At 73.2% G+C, this 22,524-nt stretch carries 17 protein-coding genes; 6 read left to right on the top strand and 11 right to left on the bottom strand.

Features of this window, described 5'->3' with window-relative positions:
* Positions 1-23: 23 nt before the first annotated feature.
* Positions 24-863 (top strand): DUF1028 domain-containing protein, encoded by an 840-nt coding sequence (locus ML5_RS20625; protein WP_013475991.1) that lies wholly within the window; start codon positions 24-26, stop codon positions 861-863.
* 2 nt (positions 864-865) lie between these two features.
* On the opposite strand, the gene ML5_RS20620 is transcribed toward ML5_RS20625, so the two are convergent.
* Positions 866-1,537 (bottom strand): maleylpyruvate isomerase N-terminal domain-containing protein, encoded by a 672-nt coding sequence (locus tag ML5_RS20620; protein WP_013475990.1) that lies wholly within the window; start codon positions 1,535-1,537, stop codon positions 866-868.
* 5 nt (positions 1,538-1,542) lie between these two features.
* Positions 1,543-2,424, bottom strand: coding sequence for a phosphatase PAP2 family protein (locus tag ML5_RS20615; protein WP_013475989.1), 882 nt, complete (start codon positions 2,422-2,424; stop codon positions 1,543-1,545).
* Positions 2,425-2,517: 93 nt separating this feature from the next.
* Between ML5_RS20615 and ML5_RS20610 the strand changes: the two genes are divergently transcribed.
* A complete protein-coding gene (locus ML5_RS20610; RefSeq protein ID WP_013475988.1) occupies positions 2,518-3,207 on the top strand; it encodes a DUF3159 domain-containing protein in 690 nt (229 codons plus the stop codon).
* Positions 3,208-3,495: 288 nt separating this feature from the next.
* Here the strand turns inward: ML5_RS20610 and ML5_RS20605 are convergent, their stop codons facing one another.
* Entirely contained in the window at positions 3,496-6,393 is a 2,898-nt protein-coding gene (locus ML5_RS20605; protein WP_201766748.1) for a glycoside hydrolase family 48 protein, read from the bottom strand.
* 852 nt (positions 6,394-7,245) lie between these two features.
* On the opposite strand from ML5_RS20605, the gene ML5_RS20600 reads away from it, so the two are divergent.
* On the top strand, positions 7,246-8,739 hold the full coding sequence (locus ML5_RS20600; RefSeq protein WP_013475986.1) for a GH1 family beta-glucosidase: 1,494 nt from the start codon (positions 7,246-7,248) through the stop codon (positions 8,737-8,739).
* 46 nt (positions 8,740-8,785) lie between these two features.
* Here the strand turns inward: ML5_RS20600 and ML5_RS20595 are convergent, their stop codons facing one another.
* Genes ML5_RS20595 through ML5_RS20585 form a run of 3 tightly spaced genes read right to left on the bottom strand, consistent with a single transcriptional unit; the run spans position 8,786 to position 13,264 of the window.
* Entirely contained in the window at positions 8,786-9,199 is a 414-nt protein-coding gene (locus ML5_RS20595; RefSeq protein ID WP_196806755.1) for a roadblock/LC7 domain-containing protein, read from the bottom strand.
* A gap of 5 nt (positions 9,200-9,204) precedes the next feature.
* A complete protein-coding gene (locus ML5_RS20590; RefSeq protein ID WP_013475985.1) occupies positions 9,205-11,862 on the bottom strand; it encodes a nitrate- and nitrite sensing domain-containing protein in 2,658 nt (885 codons plus the stop codon).
* A gap of 31 nt (positions 11,863-11,893) precedes the next feature.
* A complete protein-coding gene (locus ML5_RS20585; RefSeq protein ID WP_013287302.1) occupies positions 11,894-13,264 on the bottom strand; it encodes an FGGY family carbohydrate kinase in 1,371 nt (456 codons plus the stop codon).
* Positions 13,265-13,523: 259 nt separating this feature from the next.
* On the opposite strand from ML5_RS20585, the gene ML5_RS20580 reads away from it, so the two are divergent.
* Positions 13,524-15,443, top strand: coding sequence for a chorismate-binding protein (locus ML5_RS20580; protein WP_013475984.1), 1,920 nt, complete (start codon positions 13,524-13,526; stop codon positions 15,441-15,443).
* Between the two features lie 66 nt (positions 15,444-15,509).
* Here the strand turns inward: ML5_RS20580 and wrbA are convergent, their stop codons facing one another.
* Positions 15,510-16,127 (bottom strand): NAD(P)H:quinone oxidoreductase, encoded by a 618-nt coding sequence (gene wrbA, locus ML5_RS20575; RefSeq protein ID WP_013287304.1) that lies wholly within the window; start codon positions 16,125-16,127, stop codon positions 15,510-15,512.
* Positions 16,128-16,212: 85 nt separating this feature from the next.
* On the opposite strand from wrbA, the gene ML5_RS20570 reads away from it, so the two are divergent.
* Together ML5_RS20570 and ML5_RS20565 are read left to right on the top strand one after the other, a co-directional pair.
* Positions 16,213-16,704 carry a GNAT family N-acetyltransferase gene (locus ML5_RS20570; RefSeq protein WP_013475983.1) on the top strand — a complete coding sequence of 164 codons (492 nt, stop codon included), beginning with the start codon at positions 16,213-16,215 and terminating at the stop codon, positions 16,702-16,704.
* 199 nt (positions 16,705-16,903) lie between these two features.
* On the top strand, positions 16,904-18,007 hold the full coding sequence (locus ML5_RS20565) for a winged helix DNA-binding domain-containing protein (RefSeq protein ID WP_013475982.1): 1,104 nt from the start codon (positions 16,904-16,906) through the stop codon (positions 18,005-18,007).
* A gap of 127 nt (positions 18,008-18,134) precedes the next feature.
* On the opposite strand, the gene ML5_RS20560 is transcribed toward ML5_RS20565, so the two are convergent.
* Genes ML5_RS20560 through ML5_RS20545 form a run of 4 tightly spaced genes read right to left on the bottom strand, consistent with a single transcriptional unit; the run spans position 18,135 to position 22,472 of the window.
* Positions 18,135-19,343, bottom strand: coding sequence for an ABC transporter ATP-binding protein (locus ML5_RS20560; protein WP_013287307.1), 1,209 nt, complete (start codon positions 19,341-19,343; stop codon positions 18,135-18,137).
* A gap of 9 nt (positions 19,344-19,352) precedes the next feature.
* Complete coding sequence (locus ML5_RS20555) at positions 19,353-20,189, bottom strand: carbohydrate ABC transporter permease (protein WP_013287308.1); 837 nt, start codon at positions 20,187-20,189, stop codon at positions 19,353-19,355.
* 1 nt (position 20,190) lies between these two features.
* On the bottom strand, positions 20,191-21,192 hold the full coding sequence (locus tag ML5_RS20550; protein WP_013287309.1) for a carbohydrate ABC transporter permease: 1,002 nt from the start codon (positions 21,190-21,192) through the stop codon (positions 20,191-20,193).
* Positions 21,189-22,472, bottom strand: coding sequence for an ABC transporter substrate-binding protein (locus ML5_RS20545; RefSeq protein WP_013475981.1), 1,284 nt, complete (start codon positions 22,470-22,472; stop codon positions 21,189-21,191). Before ML5_RS20545 ends, ML5_RS20550 begins: the two co-directional genes overlap by 4 nt.
* Positions 22,473-22,524 lie beyond the last annotated feature (52 nt).

Genomic DNA, 22,524 nt, shown 5'->3' with positions numbered 1-22,524 from the left:
CGCGACCGGGCTACGATCCGCGCGTGACCTTCTCGCTCGTCGCCCGCTCCGCCGACGGGCACCTGTACGGGGTGGCGGTGGCCAGCCGGTTCCTCGCCGCCGGGGCGCTGGTGCCTGCGGCCGAGGCACTGGTGGGCGCGGTCGCCACCCAGGCGCACGCCAACCTCGCCTACCGGGCGCAGGCGCTCGCGCTGCTGCGTACCGGCGTCACCGCCGGCGACGCGGTGGCCGGGCTGGTCGCCGCCGATCCCGGCCGCGACGACCGGCAGCTCGCCGTGGTGGGGGCGACCGGCGACGGGGCCACCTGGACCGGACCGCGCTGCCACCCCTGGGCGGGCGGGCAGGCCGGCGACGGCTGGGCCGCGCAGGGCAACATCCTGACCGGCCCGCAGGTGATCGACGCGCTGCGCGACGCCTGGCTGGCCCGCGACGACCTGCCGTTCCCGCAGCGCCTGCTGGCCGCGCTCACCGCCGGTGACGCGGCCGGCGGCGACCGGCGCGGCCGGCAGAGCGCCGCGATGCTCGTGGTGCAGCGCCACGGCGGCTACGCCGGCACCGGCGACGAGCTGGTGGACCTGCGCGTGGACGACCACATCGACCCGGTCGCCGAGCTGCGCCGCCTGCTCGGCATCCACCACATGCTGTTCGGCCGCCCCGACCCGGCCACGCTGCGTGACCTCACCGGCCCGCTCGCGGCCGAGGTGACCGAGCTGCTCGCCGCCACCGGTCACCCGGTCGGCCCGGCCGGCCTGGACGACGCGCTGGCGGCCTGGACCGGCCTGGAGAACCTGGAGGAACGCTTCGTGCCCGGCCGGATCGACCCGATCGTGCTGGAGCACCTGCGGCGGTGCGCCGGGCGCTGAGGTCAGCCGCCGAAGGCCAGCCGGCCGATGCCGGCGCGGGTCAGCTCGGCGCGCTCGTCGCCGGCGAGCGGCAGCCGCCCGGTGGCCTTGCGCAGCACGGTGAGCGCGTCCCACCGCAGGCCCGGCGGCACCGGCACGCCGCCGGTGAGCACGCCCACCACCACGTCCGCCGCGGCCGGGGTCAGCCACGGCGGCCGGTCCAGCGCGTCGGCCAGGTCCAGGCCGTGCACCGCGACCTCCACCACGCGGGTACGCAGGAACTCCGGCAGCGCCATCGCGTCACCGTGGCGGGTGCGTACCACCCGGCCGGGCGGCGCTGCGGCGACCGCCTCGTCGGTGGCGCGCCAGGCTCGGGCGAACTCGTCGGCCACCTCGGCCGCGCCCGGGTGCTCCCGCGCGGCCCGGCGGGCCGAGTCGATGCGGTCCCGGTCGACCGGCGGGCTGAACTTGGCCGCGCCGAAGTAGGCGGCGGCGTCGACCTCGGGCCGGGGCGGCGCGGGTTCGGCGAGCATCCCGGCCAGGCGTCCGGCTCCGGTGCTCACATGCGCGATCAGGTCACGTACCCGCCAGGGCGGGCAGGGGGTGGGCCGGTCCAGCGCCGCGTCGTCCAGGTCGCGCAGCACCCGTTCCAGGCGTTCGCACTCGGCCCGGAACGCCTCCCGTACGGTCCGCACCGGCGTCAGCCCTTCCAGCGGGGCACCAGCCGGTGCACCACGACCAGCACCAGCGCGGCCACCACGGCGATCGTGCCGACGATGCCGGCCGCGCTGCCCGCGTACCCGATGAACAGCGGACGGCGGCCGAGCGCCTCGACGGGGACTGTGGAACGGTCGACGAGCCAGGACAGCGCCACCGCGGAGGCCAGCAGGGCCACCACGCCGGCGCCGCCGAGCACGGCGCCGGCCACCCGGTGCGCGTCGCCCGGCTCCACCACCGCCTGCTCGCGCTGGAAGAACAGCAGCACCAGCCCGGCGACGGCGGCCCACGCGCCGACCACCAGGTACGCGGCGACCGCGTCGCTGGGCCGGTGCCAGCCGGCGGAGAGCGTGGCGACGCCGGCGGCGGCGGCGTACCCGGCGCCGAGGAACGCCCCGGCGACCCGCAGCTTGCGCGGCAGCACCAGGATCAGCGCGACCGCCACCGAGGCGGCCACTGCGGTGTGACCGCTGGGCAGGCTGTTGCCGGCGGCGGCCCGTTCCGGGTCGATGCCGAAGTCGGGACGGACCAGGTAGTACTTGAGCAGCTGCGTGGTCACGTTCGCGCCGGCGATGAGCAGCGTCGCGGTGACGGCGAGCGCCTTGCGCCCCCGGATCAGCGCGATGAAGCCGATCACGGCGGTCGCGGCCAGCAGCGACACCACCGACATGGCGTTGAGGATCGTGTCCACCGGACCGTCGATGCGGTCCTGGCCGATCCGGTTGCCGGTGAGCGCCACCGTGTCCAGCCACTGGCCCAGTTCGGTGTGTACGGCGAAGCGCCACACCAGCCCGAACGCGGCTGTCTGGATCAGGGCCAGTACGACCAACCAGACTGCCGTCCAACCCCTCGCCGTCTCCCGCACCCGGACAACTTAACGGTAGGTCCGCTCCGGCGCGCGGCGGAGCGCCATCGGCGGCGGCGTACGGTGAGGCGGGCGATTTCGAGGAGGTGGCGCGTGACCGGCACGCCACAGCGGCAACCGGAGGACGGGCCGCGGCCGGAGTCGCTGGCCGACCTGCTCGGCGGCCGGCGCGGGGCGGTGGACGCGACGCTTCCGCCACTGGCGTTCGGGCTCGGCTGGGTGCTCGGCGGGCTGGGCGGCGGCGTGCTCGCGGCGGTGCTGACCGGCACGGCGGTGGCCGGCTGGCGGTGGCGGCGCGGCGACCGTCCCCGCTCGGTGCTGGTCGGTCTGCTCGCCGTCTGCGTGGCAGCGCTCATCGCGTTGCGCACCGGCAGGGCCGCCGACTTCTTCCTGCTCCAGATCGCCGCCAACACGGCGAGCGCGCTGGCCTGGGCGGTGAGCATCGTGGTGCGGTGGCCGCTGCTGGGTGTGGTGGTCGGCACGGCGCTGGGCCAGCGGACCCGGTGGCGGCGCGACCCGGCGCTGCTGCGGGCGTACGGCCGGGCCAGTTGGGTGTGGGCCGCCACCTACGTGCTGCGGGTCGCGGTGTTCGTCCCGCTGTGGCTGTACGGGCAGGTGGTCGCGCTCACCGTGGCGCGGGCGGCGCTGACCTGGCCGCTGATCGCGGCGGCGCTGGCGGGGAGCTGGGTGGTGATCCAGCGCTCGCTGCCGGCCGGTCATCCGGGGCTGCGGCACCCGATGGACCCGGCGGGCACTGACGGTGTGGCGGCGCGCACAGAATAATGGAGAGGCCGCCACGGGGGGAGCGGCCTCTCCGTCAATTACGTTACTCCGTCCAGGGCCCGGATGTGATCCCGTGGACCGCTGAATTTTCCGTGCCTTTTCGCGCCATGGGTCGTCACCGGGCGGAGTGGTGGGCCGGCCGGTCCGCTGCGTCGGCCGGACGGCCGGCCCACCCGGCCTGACCGTGGGCGTCAGGCCGTTCGCCGACCCGGCCGCTCCGTTCCCCCATCGGCCGGGTCGGCCTCCTCCGCAGGCGGGCTCTCACCCGCCTGCGGAGGAGAGGTCACCTCACCCCTGCGGGAAGTAGGTGCCGTAGTCGGCGTACGCCATGGCGATGTCCGCCTGCGCCCAGAACCGGTGGTAGTTGAAGACCGGCTCGGGACCGCCGTCCAGGTACGCCTGCACCTTCGGCCAGTCCGGGTCGTTCTTGTAGAACGAGCGGATGTCCAGGAAGCTCTTGCCCGGGGCGATCGCGTCGCCGTTGGGCATCTTCCCGGTCCAGCCGTTGGGGATGTAGAGACCCTGGCCGTCGGCGGCGTTGTAGACGTCGTCGAAGCGCTTGTAGTCGCCGCGCTTCTCCGGCGTCGAGACGCCCTTGCTGTCGGCGGACGCCGAGAGCGCGTCCAGCAGGCCCTTGGCGGTGTTCTTCGCCGCGGTGTTGCCGGACTTGGCCGCGTACGCGATGAGCGTGCGGGCGTAGGCGCCGGCGACGCCGACGTCCTGACCCTTGACCGTCACCTCGACGTGCAGGTTGGTGTTCGGCTGCGGGCTGCTCGGGTTCCAGTTGGCCGGCTGGCCGGTCCACTTCATGTCCGACGGGATCGACCAGTTGGTGCCGACCGTGGTGTTGGCGATGGCCCACGGCACCCACTTGTCCAGCAGCGCCTTGGCCTTCGCGTTGCCGGTCTCCAGGTAGAGCTCGGCGATGCGCTGCATCGACCAGGCCTGCATGCCGAACCACTGGTTCGACGGCGGGTCGTTGTAGACCGGGTCGACGTCGTAGTACATGCCGTAGAAGGTGGCGGTGCCGGCCGGCGGCTGGGCGTAGCTGCCGTCCCAGCTGTTGGTGGCGCCACCGGCGATGCCGCCCTCGGCGGACTGGAGCCAGGTGTAGAACTCCAGCTGCCGGTCGAGGCTCTTCTGCCAGTCGGAGACCGCGGTCGGCGACTTCGGCTTCAGCTCCGCGACGTTGGTCATGGCCCAGGCCGCGAACGGGTTCTGGTAGCCGAAGTGGCTGTGGCTGGAGCCGATCCGCCACGACCAGTTCTGCGAGGCGTCGTACGCGCCGCCCCAGGCGTAGTACCAGGAGAGCAGGTAGTGCGCCGAGTCACGGCCGCTGCCGGCCGGGCAGGTGGACGCCCCGACGCAGTTGCCGATCTTCTTGAAGTACTTGTCGAACAGCGCGTAGCGCAGGTAGTCGCCCATCTTGGCGGCCTTCGCCACGGTGGCCGCCACGTCGGCCTGCTTGCCCTGCGCCTTGGCCCAGGTCAGCGCCCAGTAGGCGGCCTGGACGGCACGCGCGTCGGCGTCCGGGGCGTTGGTGTACTTCCACTGCTTGGCCGGGGCGCTGGACTCCTTGACGAACAGGTCCAGGTAGCCGTTCGGGCCGCCGTGCTTGAACGTGTCGCAGGACGGCTGCGGCACGGTCTCCCACACCGACTCCTGGGTGCCCCGCTGGAAGGTGTTGATGTACGCGGGCCGGGTGGTGCCGTCGCCGCAGCGGCCGTAGCCGTAGGTGTTGTCCACGTCGAGCAGCCAGTGCATGCCGTAGATGTCACCGGTGCCGTAGGTGGACTGCAGCTCCGAGCGCAGCGGGTCCTGGCCGACCGGGACGCTGGCCTCCAGCGCCGACGGGTACTGGCTGGGCAGGTTGTGCTCGGCGGCGTACTGCGGGGTGCCAGGCGAGCCGGCGGTGGCCTGGTCGGCGTGCGACGGGATGATGTACTTCTCCATCACCGTCCAGGCGTTGTTGAACGGGGCCCAGTTCTGGGTGACCCGGCCGTACTGCGCCTCCAGCCAGAGCCAGAAGCTGAACGCCTCCGAGGTGGTCTCGTGGCCGTGGTCGGGCGCCTCGACGATCAGCGTCTCGATCGAGTGGTACGGCACGCCCTCGGGGCTGAAGTAGCCCGAGTTCTTGATCTTGCCGTACTGGTCGAGGAACTTCTTGATGTAGGCGTTGTCGCCGCCGGGGGTGTCGTTGTCCGCCTCGGTGGCGACGACGGAGATCGGGGCGTAGCCGGTGGCCGACGCGGTGATGGTGGCGGTGCCGCCGGCCGTGTCGGAGTCCTCCGCGGCCGAGACCGTGGCGGTGACGCCGGTGCTCCAGTTGCTCGACGTGAGCGTCAGCGTGGACGGCGAGACGGTGATGTCGCTGTCACCGGTGACGGCGAGGGTCACCGGCACGTTGGCGGTGGGCGCCGCGCTGAGCGTGTACCGGACCGTGGCGCTGCCGCCCTCGGCGACGGTGACCGCCGACGGGCTGGCGACCAGCTTCGGCCCGCTCGCCGCGGTGACCGTGAACGACTTCTCCGAGACGGCCGTGCCGCCCGCGTTGTCGTACGCCTTGGCCTGCACGGTGTAGCTGCCGGCCGGCAGGTCGAGCAGGTCGTAGCCGTACGGCGCGGTGGTGTCGGTGTTGACCAGCAGGCCGTTGCGGTAGAACTCGACCTTGCTGATGGTGCCGTCGGCGTCGCTCGCGGTCGCGGTCAGCGGCACGTCCGCCGGCGCCTCGAACGGGCCGGACGGCACGCTCAGGGAGACCGTCGGCGGCTGGTTGGTCTGCGCGCCGTTGCAGGCGACCCCGTTGAGGGTGAACGCGGTGGGCTTCGGGTTGCTGCCGCTGTAGCTGCCGTTGAAGCCGATGCTGGTGGACGCGCCGGTGGGCAGGCTGCCGTTCCACGACTCGTTCGTCGCGGTGACCTCGCTGCCGGACTGGCTCCACCGGGCCGACCAGCCCTGGGTCACGCGCTGGCTGCTGTTCGGGAAGGCGAACTTCAGCGACCAGTTGTTCAGCGCGTCACCCAGGTTCTTGATGGTGACGTTGGCGGTGAACCCGTTGTTCCAGTCGCTCGTCGCATAGGTCACGTCGCAGGCGGGCGCGGCTTGTGCGGCGCCCGCGGGCAGGGCCACCCCGCCTATGACGAGGGCGGTGGCGGCGACCATCGCCGTACGGCGACGTCTGGCCAGAAGTCTCATGTGGGCGGTGTCTCCTCGGACCGGGCCGGGACCGTGGGCCCCGGCAGGGCGCCTCCACGCGCCGACGGGGCGTACGCGGGGGGACGGAGGCGTCCGGAAAGGTGGTCGTCCCGGCCGTGCCGGGGATCGGGGCGCCGCACCGGTTCGTCACCGGGTGCCCTCGGCGGCCCGCGCTCGCGTTCACTGGCTCCGCGTGGCGTGACGAGAGTGTGACATGGAAGCGCTCCCACCACAACGGCCAGCGCAGATACGCGCTTCCATGTTTCGATCTCGTTTAGGGGCTTTTCCAAACCCGTGACGGGCGTTACAGTCGCAGCATCGCCGATGGGAGCGCTTCCATCGACGGTGATACAAGTACTGGATCGCCGGGTGCACCCGTGCCCGGCGCGGCCCAGAGGCCGACGGCGGACCAGCCCGGACGCCGCCGCCGGCCGTCACCCGCCAGACGGAGGGAGGTGGAACCAGAGCCACTCGCGTGGCCCGGCTCCCGCGCGACGCGCACGACGGACGCCAATTCCACTTCGTGCGTGTGTGCACCATCGTTGGGGACGGGGGTTGCCCTCCCCCGTCCCCACACTAAACCCCCGTTGTCGACGGCAAAAGAGGCCGACGGGACAGGCGTGACACGCCACCCGGACGGCCTTTCTCGCTATCCGCCCCACCCCTCGCCGCTCACGCCGCCGCGAGCGACGTTCCCGAGCGACGCCCCCGCCCACCCACTTTCCGGCCGCCCGCCGGCCGCGCCGCACCTCGCCGCGACCGCCGGATCGGGGCCGGCCGCTCCCTGGCTATGATGGGAGCGCTCCCGGCCCAGGGCGGCCCGTCACTCCGAGGAGAAACCTCATGTCGTTACTCACCCGACGGCGCCTGCTCCGCCGCGCCGCCCTGTCCGCGACCGCGGCCGGCGCGGCCCGGACCGGGCTCGCCGGCACCACCGCGGCGGGGGTCGCCGCATCCACAGTCGCGCTCGGCGGCTGCGACAGCCCGCCCGAGCGCACCACCGACCCGGAGCCGGACCGCGGGCTGCGTTTCCCGGACGGCTTCGCCTGGGGTGCGGCGACCTCGGCGTACCAGATCGAGGGGGCCGCGAAGGAGGACGGGCGGGGTGAGTCCGTCTGGGACACCTTCAGCCGCACGCCGGGCCGGATCCGCAACGGCGACACCGGCGACGTCGCGGCCGACCACTACCACCGGTACGCCCAGGATCTGGACCTGATGCGCGACCTCGGGCTGCGCAGCTACCGCTTCTCCATCTCCTGGCCCCGCATCCAGGCCGACGGCTCCGGCCGCCCCAACCAGCGCGGCCTCGACTTCTACCGCCGCCTGGTGGACGGGCTGCACGAGCGCGACATCGCGCCGATGGCCACGCTGTTCCACTGGGACCTCCCCCAGGCCCTCCAGGACGCCGGCGGCTGGGAGAACCGGGACACCGCCGAGCGCTTCGCCGAGTACGCCGACGTGGTGTTCCGCGCCCTCGGCGACCGGGTGCCGGTCTGGCTGACCGTCAACGAGCCGAAGACCGTGGTGCAGAACGGCTACATCTGGGGCCACCATGCGCCGGGCATCCGCGACGAGGACGCGGCGTACCTGGTCGCCCACCACCTGCAGCTCGCCCACGGCCTCGCCGTGCAGGCGCTGCGCGCCACCGGCCTCACCGGCCGGATCGGCCCGGCGCTCAACCTGCACCCCTGCTACCCGGCCGACGACTCCGCCGAGTCGGCCGCCGCGACCCGGCTCCACGACGGCTACGAGAACCGCCTCTACCTCGACTCGATCTTCAAGGGCGCGTACCCGCAGGACGTGGTGGACGACCTCGGCCCGGACAGCCGGATGGTCCGCGGCGTCCGCGACGGCGACCTGAAGATCATCTCCAGCCCGGTCGACCTGCTCGCCGTGCAGTACTACACGCCGATCTACGTCACCGGCGACGGCGGCACGGTCCGCAAGTGGCCCACCTCCGAGGCGGAGTGGCAGCAGATCTACCCGGAGGGCATGTACGACATCCTGACCCGGGTCACCCGCGACTACGGCCGGGTGCCGATCACCATCACCGAGAACGGCCTGCCCTGCCCCGACGTGCCCGGCCCGGACGGCAACGTCGACGACGCCGGACGGGTCGCCTTCCTGCGCGACCACTTCGCCGCCGCGCACCGGGCCGTCGGCGACGGGGTGCCGCTGGAGAGCTACCACGTCTGGTCGCTGCTGGACAACTTCGAGTGGGCCGAGGGGTACGAGCAGCGCTGGGGCCTGGTCTACGTGGACTACGCGAGCCAGCGGCGGGTGCTCAAGCGCAGCGCCCACTGGTACCGCGACGTGATCCGCCGCAACGGTCTGTAGGCCACGGCTGCCCGGCCGGCGCGACGCCGGCCGGGCACCGGTCACCTCAGCGCGGCAACGCCTGCTGGAGTTCGGCGCGCAGCGCCGGGGTGAGCATCTCGCCCGCCTGCTTGGCCAGCCGCGCCATCTCGTAGCCGACCACGCCGATGTCGGCGTCCGCCCCGGCCAGCGTGGCCAGGATCGAGCCGTCCCGGATCTGCATCACCAGGAAGTAGCCGCGCCCCATCTCGACCACCGTCTGCTTGACGACGTCACCGTCGAACATCTGGGCCGCCCCGGCGGTGATGCTCATCAGGCCGGAGGTCACCGCGGCGAGCTTGTCCGCGTGGTCGCGCGGCAGGTGCGCCGAGATCGCCACCAGGAGGCCGTCGGAGGACACCACCACCGCGTGCGCCACCCCCGGAACCCGCTCGGCGAACGCGTTCACCAGCCAGCTCAGGTCGCGTGCCTCCTGGCTCAACGTCGTCACTGTCGTCGTCCTCCTTCATCGCGCGGCAGGTACATCTCGGTGGTCTCCTCGGCCTCGGCCCGCCGTACCCCGCTGTAGAGGCGCGACAGCATGCCGCCGACCGCCTCCGGGTCCGGCTCGTGCCGCACCGCCGGACGGTCGGCCGGGGCGGCCGAGGCGAGCTGGGCCATCGGAACGCGTACCGGCAGGCCCCGCTCGTTCGTCCCTCCGGTCACCGGCGTCGCCGCCGGTGCCGGCGTCACACCCGGCGCCGGCGCGGCCGGGCCCTGCCGGCTGAACCACCCGCCGCCGGCCGCGCCGGCGTCCGGCGTGAGCACGTCCTCGGCCCGTCCCGGGCGGGGACGCGGCACGGTCACCGGCGCGGCGGCCGGCACCGGCGCGGCGGCCCCGGCATCCGTCCCGTCACCCAGCGGCCGCCCGGTCAGCGGGGACATCGGCAGCGCCGCGGGCCGGCCCGGCGCCGGACGCCAGCCGGCCACCGGCAGCTCGGCGGTCGCCGCGGCGAGCGCACCGGACGCGGCGACCGGGCCGGTGAGCGCCGGCTGCGACGTCCCGCGCGCGAGCCGGGCCGGCGTCGCCTGGACCACCTCCGGCGCGGGCGCCTCGGCCAGCAGCTCGACCGGGATCCGCACCCGGGCCACCAGGCCCTCCCGGCCCGCGCTCAACCGCACCCGTACGCCGTGCCGGGCGCTGAGGTGGCTCACCACGAACAGACCCATCCGTTCCGAGGCCGACACGTCGGCGGCCGGCGGCTCGGCGAGCACCGCGTTCGCCTCGGCCAGCGCCGACGGGCTCATGCCCAGCCCTTCGTCGACGATCTGCACGAGCGCGCCCCGGCCGTCGGGCTCGACGACCACCCGCACCGCGGTGTCCGGGCGGGAGAAGGCGGTGGCGTTCTCCAGCAGCTCCGCGAACAGGTGCACCAGGTCGCCCACCGCGTGCCCGACGACGTGCAGGTCGGTCCGGTTCTCGTGGCGCACCCGCTGGTACTGCTCGATCTCCGCGCTCGCGGCCAGCAGCACCGCGCCCAGGCCCACCGGGCGGTTCCACCGCCGGGTCGACTCCGTGCCCGCGAGCACCAGCAGGCTCTCGTCGTTGCGGCGCATACGGGCGGCGAGGTGGTCGAGCTTGAACAGGTTCTCCAGCTGTTCCGGGTCGCTCTCCTCGCGTTCGAGTTCGTCGAGCAGTTCCAGTTGCCGCTCGACGAGCACCTGGCTGCGCCGGGCCAGGTTGACGAACATGGCGTTGACGTTGCGCCGCATCATCGCCTGCTCGACCGCCACGTCGACGGCGCTGCGGTGCACCGCCACGAACGCCTCCGCCAGCTCGCCGATCTCGTCCTGCGAGTCGATCACCGAGGGCGGTACGTCGATCGCGCCGATCGGGCGGTCCACAGTGCGCAGCCGTTGCAGAGTCAGCGGCAGGTCCACCTGCGCGATCCGCAGCGCCTGGCCGCGCAGCTGCCGCATGGCGCGGGCCACCGACCGGCCGACCAGCAGCGAGATCAGCACCGCGACCAGGAGCACAGTGGCGATCCCGCCGGCCACCAGCAGCGTGTCGCGCAGCTGGCGGGCGCTGGCGTCGTCGGCCTGGCGTACCGCGTCGGCCACGATCTCGCTCTCCAGCTGGCGGAACAGCTCCTGCCGCTGCTCGCTGGCCGCCCACCACTGGGTCGCATCGAGCAGGACCGGCTTCGCGTCACCGCCGGGCAGCGTCCGCTCCTCCAACCGGGTCGCGGCGACGAAGGCCGGGTCGACCGAGGTGCGGTCGTAGCGGCGGATCTGGTCGGCGGTCGCCGCGACCCGGAACGCGCCGAGCGCGGTGAGCTGCTGGGCCCGCAGGTCGCTGAGCGTCACCTGGTCGTCGGCCTCGTACCGGCCGGACCGGGCGGCGGCGTAGAGCTCGGCGCGGATGCGGGAGGACAGCTCCTTCACCCGGGACAGCTGCACGTACCGCAGCACCGCCTCGGTCAGCTCCTGCCGCCCGCTGCCGGGCGACGGCTCGGCCAGCAGGCTCAGCAGCGCCGCGATCGACCGGTGGTAGTTGCTCAGCACGGTGTCGCTGGAGAGCACCGCCGGCGCCACCGCCGCCCGGATGTTCACCACCTGGTCGTACGCCTCGAGCGCCTCGGAGTAGGAGACCCGCCAGGCGGCGTCCGCGTCGGCCAGCGGCGCGGCGGCGGCGCGCAGCTCGGCCATCGCCCGGTCGGTGGCCTCCTGGAGCGGCTTGAGCGCGGCGACCGCGGCGTCCCGGTCCGCGCCGGTGCCGGCACGGCGCAGCGCGGCCAGTTCGCCCGCGGTGCGGTCCCGTTCGTGCTGGAGCCGGTCGACGGCGGTGGAGATCTGCCGGCCGATGCCGACCTGCTCGGCGAAGGCGCTCAGCGTGGTGGTCTGCCCGACCAGCCCCCGGGTCTGGATGCCGGCCAGGACGAGGAACGCCAGAGAGGGGATCACCAGCACCGTGGCGAGCTTGGTTCCCATCCGCCAGTCCCGCAGCCGGAACCCGGAGCGCCGCCGGTGCGGCGCAGGGGCCGCACCGCGAGCCGGGTCGGGAGCTGCGCCCACGGTTGCCTCCTCGTCCCGCCCCACCACGTCGGGGAGCGGAGTCCATCCAATCAGGCCGTCGGTCGGTGTCAACGGCCGCCCGGACGGCATGACCAGGACGGTCAGCGCCTCGGGTGGACGGTCACGCGTGCGAGGCGGCCTCGTCCGTCCGGCCGATCCCGGCGATCTCGTCCGCCTCCGTGAGCCGGCCGAGCGCGACGAGCGCGGCGCCGGTGGCGCCGATCTCCGGGTTGCGTTGCCAGCACACCCGGCGGGGCGCGAGCACGTCGAGGAACGCCCCGCGCCACCACGGCGAGGCGGTCAGCGCCCCACCGCCGAGGATCACCTCCATCGGCTCGCCGATACCGGCCTCCAGCAGCGTCAGGTCGTCCGCGACGAGCCGGCACAGGCCGCTCATCAGCCCGGCCAGGATGTCCACGGCTGTGGTGCCGAAGCTGAGCCCGCGCAACTCCCCCGAGCCCGCCGGGGCGACCCCCGGTGGCCGGTCGCCGCCGAAGCGGGGGTTCGCCCGCACCGAACCGGCGACGCGATCGAGCGCCGCCTCCAGCTCCGTGCCCTCCGGCAGCCGCAGCTCGCGCGCCGCCCAGGCGAACAGGTTGCCGCCGCTGGAGTACGCCGCGCCGGTCACCACGTGGTTGTGGTCGACCCGGTACCGCCAGAGCTGCTCCGGCAGCGGCGGCGGCTCCGCACCGGCCGGCACGGCCTGGATCATGCGGACCGCCGCGGAGGTGCCGACTGTCACCGCCGCGCGGGTCGGGTCGACGCAGCCCGAGCCGACGTTGGCGGCCGCGCCGTCGCCGACCGGCGGCGCCCACCGCGCGCCGGCCAGCTGCGGCCAGCGCCGCGCGTACGCCGCGTTCAGCCGGCCGTGCCAGCCGTCCGGGGCCAGCCGCAGCATCTGATCCGGGCGTACGCCGGCCAGCTCGCACGCCTCCGGATCCCAGTCCAGGCGGCGCAGATCGAGCAGCCCGGTGCCGGAGGCCAGCGAGATCGACATCGGCGCGTCGTCGAGCAGCGTGCCGAGCACGTACTCGGCGAGCCCCGTGAAGCGGGCGGACCCGTCGACGCGCTCACGCAGCCAGGGCAGCCGCACCGACCAGTAGCAGCGGTGCCACCAGGTGCCGGTACGCCCGTGGAAGTCCGCCGGGTCGGCCGGCCCGGTCGCTCCGGGAAGCGGCTCCGGCCGGGTGTCCAGCCAGGTCAGCACCGGCCCCGACGGTGTGCCGTCGGGTGCCACCGGCAGCACCGAGTGCCACTGCGCGGAGGTGGCCACGAGGTCCACGTCCCGCAGGTGCCCGCCGGCGGCCAGCTCGTCCAGGCACTCCACCAGGCACGCCAGGTAGGCCGGGCCGTCGAGCGTCCCGCTGCCGTCGTCCCCGGTGACCAGGCGCACCCGGCGCCGGGCCAGCGCGCCCGGGCGCGGCACGGCGTCCGCGTCGAGCACCAGGCCGCGCACCGAGGAGGTGCCCAGGTCCAGAGCGAGAATGTCCATCGCCGGTCAACCTACCCGGCGGGACCGGCGGTCACGCCAAGATCCGTACCCGGTGACGCGCGATCGGGTTCCACGGCGCCTGCCGATCGCGTACAGTGATCGTCATGCCCGCGCACCTGTCCTGCTGGTGGCCCGCCGACCCGGCGGCCCACCCCCGCGCGTAGCTTCCCCACGCGGCCGCCCGACGAGGCGGCCGCCGGTCTTCCCCGGCATCCCGGGTCGCCTTCACCGGCGGCCACCGGCCCACCGAGGAGACCCGATGACCCGCCCGTCCGACCCGCTCGCCGCCGTCGCGGCCGGCCGCGACCCCGGCCCGTTCGCGCTCGTCCGCCGCGAGGGCGCCGACCACCTCGACCTGTTCACCGGCCCGGTACGCACCGCCGGCCGGCTCGCCGACCTGCCGCTGCCCGAGGACGGCGCCGGTCCGCACGCGCTGGCCCTGGTGCCGTTCCGGCAGGTCACCGAACGCGGTTTCGAGTGCGTCGACGACGGGCTGCCGCTGGAGTTCCTGGCGGTCGAGGCACACCGGCGGATACCGCTGGCCGAAGTGCTCGACGACCTGCCCGACGCCGAGGTGCGCACCCGCGACGCCGGCTTCGACATCGCCGACGACGAGTACGCGGCGATCGTGGAACGGGTGCTGGCCGACGAGATCGGCCGGGGCGAGGGGGCGAACTTCGTCATCCACCGCACCATGCGCGCCACAGTGCAGGGCGACCCGCTTGCGGCGGCCCTGGCCGCGCTGCGCCGGCTGCTGCTGCGCGAACGGGGCGCGTACTGGACGTTCCTGGTGCACACCGGCACCCGCATCCTCGTCGGCGCCAGCCCCGAGCGGCACGTCAGCGTCGCCGACGGGCTGGTCGAGATGAACCCGATCAGCGGCACGTTCCGGCACCGGGGCGAGACCGTCGACCGGGCTGAGCTGCTGCGCTTCCTGCACGACGAGAAGGAGGTGGAGGAGCTGTACATGGTGCTGGACGAGGAGCTGAAGATGATGGCCGTGGTCGCCGAGCACGGCGGCCAGGTGGTCGGGCCGTACCTGAAGGAGATGGCGCACCTGGCGCACACCGAGTACCTGCTGGCCGGGCGCTGCTCCCGGGACGTACGCGACGTGCTGCGGGAGACCATGTTCGCGCCCACCGTCACCGGCAGCCCGATGGAGAACGCCTGCCGGGTGATCGCCCGGCACGAGCGCACCGGCCGGCGCTACTACGCCGGGGTGCTCGCACTGCTGGGCCGCGACGAGCAGGGCCGGCAGACGCTGGACGCGCCGATCCTGATCCGTACCGCCGAGATCTCCCCCACCGGCGCGCTGCGGGTGCCGGTCGGCGCGACGCTGGTCCGGCACTCGACCACCGCCGGGGAGGTGGCCGAGACGCACGCGAAGGCCGCCGGTGTGCTGGCCGCGCTGGGTCTCGGCCCGGACGCGCCGCGCTCGGCCACCGAACCGGCCGTCCGGTACGCCGACGACCCCGAGGTACGCGCCGCGCTGGCCGCCCGCAACGCCCCGCTGGCCCGGTTCTGGCTGGAGCAGCGGGAACCGGGCGCGCTCGCGCTGCGCGGGCTGGCCGGGCGCCGGGCGCTGATCGTCGACGGCGAGGACACGTTCACCGGCATGCTGGCCCACCAGCTCGGCGCGCTGGGCCTGGCGGTGACCCGCCGGGACTGGCCGGACCCGGGCCCGCTGGACGGCTACGACCTGGTGGTGGTCGGCCCCGGGCCGGGTGACCCGCGGGACGCGACCGCGCCGAAGATGGTGGCGCTGCGGACGCTGCTGACCGAGCTGCTCGCGTCCGGCCGGCCGACGCTCGCGGTGTGCCTGGGCCACCAGTTGCTCGCCGGGCTGCTGGGCCTGCCGCTGCACCGCCGCGACGCCCCGTACCAGGGGTTGCCGCGGGACGTGCCGGTGTTCGGGACGACCCGCCGGGTCGGGTTCTACGCCAGCTTCACCGCCCGCGCCGACGCCGACCGGGTCGCCGGCCCGTACGGCCCGGTCGAGGTGTCCCGCGACCCGGCCGACGGCGCGGTGCACGCGCTGCGCGGCGCGGGCTTCGCCGGGGTGCAGTTCCACCCGGAGTCGGTGCTGAGCCAGGACGGTACGAGGGTCCTGGCGGACCTGCTCGGGCATCTGCTCGACCGGCCGGCGCTGAGCGCGCATGGAGCGGCCGATCGCGGGTAGGGCTCTGGCGACCGGTGGTCCGGACGGGTTCGAGAGCCCCCGTCCGGCCACCGGTCGCCAGTCGGGTCAGCCGGCCATGCCCCGCTTCAGCGCGGCGCCCATCAGCACGGCCCGCTTGGCGGTGAGCGCGGTGGCCGCCAGTGCCACGTGGTCCGGTGCGACCTCACCGTTGTTGCTGGTGTGCGAGGCGCCGTACGGGTTGCCGGCGACGAACTGGCTCGGGTCGGTGTAGCCGGGGGTCACCACGATGCCGCCCCAGTGGTAGAAGACCGTGTACAGCGACAGCAGCGTCGCCTCCTGGCCGCCGTGCAACGTCGCGGTCGAGGTGAACCCGCTGTAGACCTTGTCGGCGAGCGCGCCCGCTGCCCAGAGCGGGCCGGTGGTGTCGATGAACTGCTTGAGCTGGGCGGCGATCATGCCGTACCGGGTCGGCGAACCCATGATGACCACGTCGGCCCAGGACAGGTCGTCCGGCTGCGCCTCCATCACGTCCTGGGTCTCCAGCCGGTGCGCCTGCCAGCCGGAGTTGGAGCGGATCGCCTCGTCGGGCGCCAGCTCACGTACCTTGCGCAGACGCACCTCGGCGCCGGCCTCGCCCGCCGCCTCGACCGCCGCCTGCGCCATCTGGTAGGTGATGCCGGTCGCGCTGTAATAGATCACCGCGACCTTGACCTGGCCATCCATCAGACGTTCCCTCCTCGTTTCGGGTCAGCTCCGGCGACTACCCGTTACTTGTTCCGTCAAACTCCGGGCGTGGCATGCTCTCCGGGTGGAGATCCGCACCGCCACGCCGGCCGACTGGCCGCTGATCTGGCCGTTCCTGCGTGCGATCGTGGCGGCCGGCGAGACGTACACCTGGCCCCGGGACGTCACAAAGCAGCAGGCCCGCAGGCTCTGGATGCCGGCCCCGCCGGCGCGGACGGTGGTCGCGGTGGCGCCGGACGGCGCGGTGCTCGGCTCGGCCAAGCTGGCGCCCAACCAGGGCGGTCCCGGCGACCACGTGGCGAACGCCTCGTTCATGGTCGCCCCGGCCGCCGCCGGGCGCGGCGTCGGCCGGGCGCTGGCGGCGTACGTGCTCGACGCGGCCCGGGCCGACGGCTACCGCGCCATGCAGTTCAACGCCGTGGTGGCCACGAACACACGGGCCGTCGAGCTGTGGCGGTCGCTGGGCTTCGAGGTGATCGGCCGGGTGCCGGAGGGCTTCCGGCACCCCACCCGGGGGTACGTCGATCTGCTGGTCATGTACCGGCGCCTGGACTGAGCCGGCTCAAGATTTGCGCAAGTTCCGCCGGCAACCGCTGTACCGGCCCAGCTCACACGGGATGCTGGTCGAACCGGCGCCGGCCGCAGCGGCCGCCCCCGCGCCGGGAACCTGAACGGGGGATCGCGCTGGTGTCGGCAGCGCCGCCGGCGCAGCGCGATCAGGGGCGTTGTCGTACCCCGGGCCTACGCTGACGCCCGTGACCGTACGCCTCAACCGCGCCGAGGCGCTCGCGCTGCGCATGACCGGCCTGCTGTTGCGCCCGCACCCCACCACCCGCCCGCAGGGCGTCGCCGACGTGGTCGAGTGGTTCGGCGCCATGCAGGCGCAGGACGCGGCGAGCGGGCTGTGGTCGCTCGGCGTACGCCTTCCCGGCGCCACCCAGGACGACGTCCGCGCGGCGCTGGAGCGGCGCGAGGCGCTGCGTACCTGGCCGATGCGCGGCACCGTGCACCTGGTCCCGGCGCGCGACGCGCGGTGGATGCTGGAGCTGACCGGGGCGCGGACGCTTGTGGGCATCGCCGGTCGGTGGCGGCAGCTCGGGCTGACCGTCGCCGACGGCGAGCGGGCCTGTGACGTGCTGGGCGCGGCGCTGACCGGGGGCGGCCGGCTCACCCGCGCCCGATGCGTTGCCGCGTTGCGCGCCGCCGGGCTGGACACGGGCGATCAGCGCGGCTACCACCTGCTCTTGTTCACCAGCCTGCGCGGCGTCACCTGCATCGCCCCGCACGTCGGCACCGAGCAGACGTTCGCGCTGCTCGACGAGTGGGCGCCCGAGCCGCACCGCCCGGAGCGGGACGAGGCGCTGGCGTTGCTGGCGCACCGCTTCGTACGCGGCCACGGCCCGGTGAGCCGGCACGAGCTGGCCCGCTGGACCGGCCTGACCGTCACCGACGCGACCCGGGCGATCACGCTGGCCGGTGACCTGCTCGCCCCGGTCGAGGTCGACGGCGAGCCGGCAGTGGTCGACACCGCGCTGCTCGACGCGCCCCGCGCGCCGGTCGACGACCTGCACACGCTGCCCGGCTTCGACGAATACCTGCTCGGCTTCAAGGACCGCTCGCTGATGCTCGACCCGGCGCACGCCGCCGCCGTGGTCCCGGGCAACAACGGGGTGTTCCGGTCGACTGTGGTGCGCGGCGGGCGCGTGGTCGGCACCTGGACGCGGACGCTCGGCGCGAGGGCGGTGACGGTGAAGGTGCAGCAGCTCGTGCCGTTCGACGCCGCGCTGCGCGCCCGGGTGGACGCCGCGCTCACCGCTTACGCCCGCTTCCTCAGCCTGGAGCTGCACCACTCCTGGTGACCACGCCCCCGCGGACCGGGCACGCGCCAACCGCGACGCGCCCACGCTGAGCGGAACGCCATGGGTGTCAAAGCGGTGCCGAAGCACCCATGGCGTTCCACTCAGCCCGATGAGGGACGGGGGCGGATCAGTCGGCCAGCGCGCCGGCGGAGCGGCCCTCGTGCAGCGTCAGGTTGCGCCCGCTGCCCGGGTCGAACAGGTGGATCTTCTCCAGGTTGAACCAGACCCGGCGCGACTCGCCCTCGCGTACCGGCGACTCCGCCGACAGCCGGGTGACCAGGTTCGACCCGGCGCCGGCGAAGTCCGCCGCACCCGTGTCAGCGGCCAGCTCCTCCAGCTCGGCGGCGGTGGCCCGCTCCCCCTCGACGGTGAAGTAGACGTACTTGTCCGAGCCCATCGACTCGACGATGTCCACCGGCGCCTCGAACTCCATGCCCCGGCGGCGGGTCTCGTCGTCGATCAGCGCCGCGTCCTCGAAGTGCTCCGGGCGGATGCCCAGGATCAGCTCCCGGGGCGCGTCGCCGCCTTCCAGCTCGCGGCGGATCCGGTCGCCGACCGGCACGTCACCGAGCGCGGTCCGCAGCCGGCCGTCCTCCACGACGGCGTGCACGAAGTTCATCGAGGGCGAGCCGATGAACCCGGCGACGAAGAGGTTGCGCGGGTGGTCGTACAGCTCCTGCGGCGGCCCGACCTGCTGCACCGCCCCGCCCCGCATGATGACCACCCGGTCGCCGAGCGTCATCGCCTCGGTCTGGTCGTGCGTGACGTAGACGGTGGTGGTGCCGAGCTGCTTCTGGAGCCGCGACACCACGGTGCGCATCTGCACCCGCAGCTTGGCGTCCAGGTTCGACAGCGGCTCGTCCATCAGGAACGCCTTGGGCTGCCGGACGATCGCCCGTCCCATCGCCACCCGCTGCCGCTGGCCGCCGGACAGGTTGGCCGGCCTGCGGTCCAGCAGCGCGGTCAGCTCCAGCACCTTCGCCGCCTCGTCGACCTTTTGGTTGATGGTCTCCTTGTCCATCTTCGCCAGCCGCAGCGGGAACGCCATGTTCTCCCGCACGGTCATGTTCGGGTAGAGCGCGTACGACTGGAAGACCATCGCGATGTCGCGGTCCCGGGGCGCCTTGTCGTTGACCCGCTCGCCGCCGATGCGCAGCTCACCGGAGCTGATGTCCTCCAGCCCGGCGATCATGTTGAGCGTGGTGGACTTCCCGCAGCCGGACGGGCCGACCAGGATCACGAACTCGCCGTCGGCGATCTCCAGGTCGACGTCCTGTACGGCGGTGGTCCCGTCCGGGAACCGCTTGCTCACCTTGTCCAGCACGATGTCGGCCATTGCTACCACCTATCCCTTGACTGCGCCGGAGGTCAGACCGGAGACGATGCGGCGCTGGAAGAAGAGCACGAACAGGATGATCGGCACGGTGATCACCACGGCGGCGGCGCAGATCGCCCCGGTGGGGTCCTCGAACTGCGACTCGCCGGTGAAGAACTGCAGCGCCACCGGAACCGTGCGGGACCGCTCGGTCGAGGTGAGCGTGATCGCGAACAGGAAGTCGTTCCAGCAGAAGATGAAGACCAGGATGGCCGTGGTGAACACGCCGGGCGCGGCCAGCGGGGCGATCACCCGCCGGAACGCCTGTCCCTGGGTGGCGCCGTCCATCTTCGCCGCCTTCTCCAGGTCCCACGGGATCTGCTTGAAGAACGCCGACAGCGTGTAGATCGCCAGCGGCAGCGCGAACGTGATGTACGGCAGGATCAGTCCGGGCCAGGTGTCGAACAACCCGAGCTGCCGCTCGATCTCGAACAGCGGCGACACCAGCGACACCTGCGGGAACATCGCGATCAGCAGCGAGACTCCGACCAGCAGCTTCTTGCCGGGGAAGTCGAGCCGGGAGATCGCGTACGCGGCCATCGTCCCGAGCACCACGGCGATCGCGGTGGCGATCAGCGCGATGCCGATGGAGTTGACCAGGGCCCGGACGAACTGGTCGGTGTCGAAGATGGTCCGGTAGTTGTCGAGCGTCCACTCCCGCGGCCAGAACTTGCCGTCGGTGAGCGTGGCCGGGGTCTTGAACGACAGCGAGGCGATCCAGAGCACGGGGACCAGCGCGAAGACGACGACCACGACGTCCAGCAGGCCCCAGCGCAGCTTCGCCCGCGTGGTGGTTTCCACTGCCATGTCAGCGCCTCTCCCCATCGTCGCTGCCCGGGGCAGCGGTGCCGAACAGCTTCACGAACACGAAGGCGATGATCGCCACGGTGATGAAGATCAGCACCGACATCGTGGAGCCGATGCCGAGGTTCAGGCCCCGGATCAGGTTGTTGTAGGCGAGCATCGACACCGACGACGTCTCGTTGCCGCCGTTGGTGAGCACGAAGATGTTGTCGAAGACGCGGAACGCGTCGAGCGTGCGGAACAGCAGCGCGACCAGGATGGCCGGCTTCATCACCGGCAGCATCACCTTGGTGAACCGCTGCCACGCCGTCGCGCCGTCGGTGGAGGCCGCCTTGAGCAGGTCCTCCGGCACCAGCGCCAGCCCGGCCATCAGCAGCAGCGCCATGAACGGGGTGGTCTTCCAGATCTCCGCCAGCATGATGATCGCCAGCGAGCTGGCCCGCTCGGTCAGCGGGGCGCTGCCGTCGAACAGGTTCGCCAGGTAGCCGGTGCCGGGCGTCCAGGCGTACCGCCAGGAGAAGGCCGCGACCACCGTGACGATGCCGTACGGGATCAGCGCCGCGGTGCGGACGATGCCGCGGCCGACGAGCGTCCGGTGCATGATCAGCGCCAGGCCCATGCCGAGCACCAGCTCGACCGCGACGGTGACCACCGTGATCAGCGCGGTCACCCCGAACGCGGTCCACCAGAAGTCGTTCGTCAGCACGGTGACGTAGTTCTCCAGGCCGACGAACTCCCGCTCGTCGGGGAAGCGCAGGTCGAAACGCTGCAGCGACAGCCAGACCGAGTACAGGATCGGGTACGCGGTGACCAGCACCATGACCAGCGCGGCCGGCGCGCACAGCAGCAGGCCGAGGCGCCGCTCGGCGCGCTTGTTGTCACTCAGCGGGGCGCGGGAGCCGCGCCGGGACCGCTGCTCCGGTACGGCGGCGTGCCGGCCGCCGGGCTGCTCGGCCTCGGCCTCGGCGGCGGCCTGCGCGCCGGCCGGGGTGGCGTTCACGCTCATGGCAGAACCCCCTTGGACTCCAGCGCGTCGGAGATCGCCTTGCGCAGCTCGTCAGCGGTCTGCTCGGGCCGGATCGCCGACGGCGGCGACAGGATCGCCGACATCACCGTGGAGATGCTCTGGTACGCCGGGGTCAGCGGCCGCACCGCCGGCTCCTTCAGCTCCTCCAGGATGGTCTCCTTCATCGGGTACGCCTCGGTCATCTCCGGGTCGTCGTAGACGGCCTCGATGGTGGGCGGCACGCCGTCGTTGACGGCGGAGAACTTCTGGTTCTCGGCGTTACGCAGGCAGCGGGCCGCCTCGAACGACTCCTCCGGGTGCTTCGAGTAGGTGCTGACCGCCAGGTTGACCCCGCCGATGGTGACCTTGCTGGGGGTGCCCGGGTCGACGCCCGGCACCCGGGCCCACTTCACGTTCTTCGCCAGCTCGGGGTTGGCCTCCTGGAGCGCCGGATAGACGAACGGCCAGTTCACCTGGAACGCGCCCTTGCCGGACTGGAACTCCAGCCGCACCGGGTCCTCCAGCGCGTTGCTGAACGACGGCGAGGTCACGCCCGACGTGGCGAACTTCTTGAGCTGGTCGAGCGCGCGTACCGCGCCGGCGTCCATCTCCGCCTTCTTGCCGTCGTCACTGAGGATCTTGCCGCCGGCGCTCTCGGCGAGCGTGTTGTAGAGCACCACCAGGCCCTCGTACTGGGCGCCCATGGTCAGCACCTGGTACGGCTTGCCCTGCTCCTTGAGCTGCTGGGCGGTCGAGATCATCTCGTCCCAGGTCTTCGGCGGCTGCGACACCAGGTCGGACCGGTACCACAGCAGCTGCACGTTGGTGTTCTTGGGCGCGGCGTAGAGCTTGTCCTCGTACCGGGCGGTGTCCAGCGGGCCGCCCAGCGTGCCCTGCTCGACCTCGGCCTTGTCCTGGCCGGTCCACTCCCGGATCCACTTCGCGCTGGCGAACTCCTGGGTCCACGTGACGTCCAGGCCGAGCACGTCCATCCCGTTGTCCTGCGCGGCGAGCCGCCGCACCATCTGCACCCGCTGCTCGTCGGCCTCGCGCGGCAGCACCCGGTAGTCGATCCGGTACCGCCCCTGGGCCTGCGTGTTGCAGGTGTCGACGACCTTCTGCAGGTTCTGCTCCGGCGGGTAGTACAGGTTGATCGTGGGGACGCCGCCGTCGCCGCCGGATCCGCAGGCGGCCAGCGGGGCCACCAACGCGAGCGCGGCGGCCGCTGCCGCCGCGCGTCCGGCCGGCCGCCGTGCGGCCGTGTCGGGGACTGTCGTCATCACCCTCCCCCTCTCTTCGGCGAAGATCCGGGGAGTGAGCCGCGCCCCGGTG

It is taken from the genome of Micromonospora sp. L5, assembly GCF_000177655.2.
GTDB classification, from domain to species: Bacteria; Actinomycetota; Actinomycetes; order Mycobacteriales; family Micromonosporaceae; genus Micromonospora; species Micromonospora aurantiaca.
The sequence above is the reverse complement of the archived record's forward strand: the minus strand, read 5'-3'. Positions and strand labels throughout refer to the sequence as shown.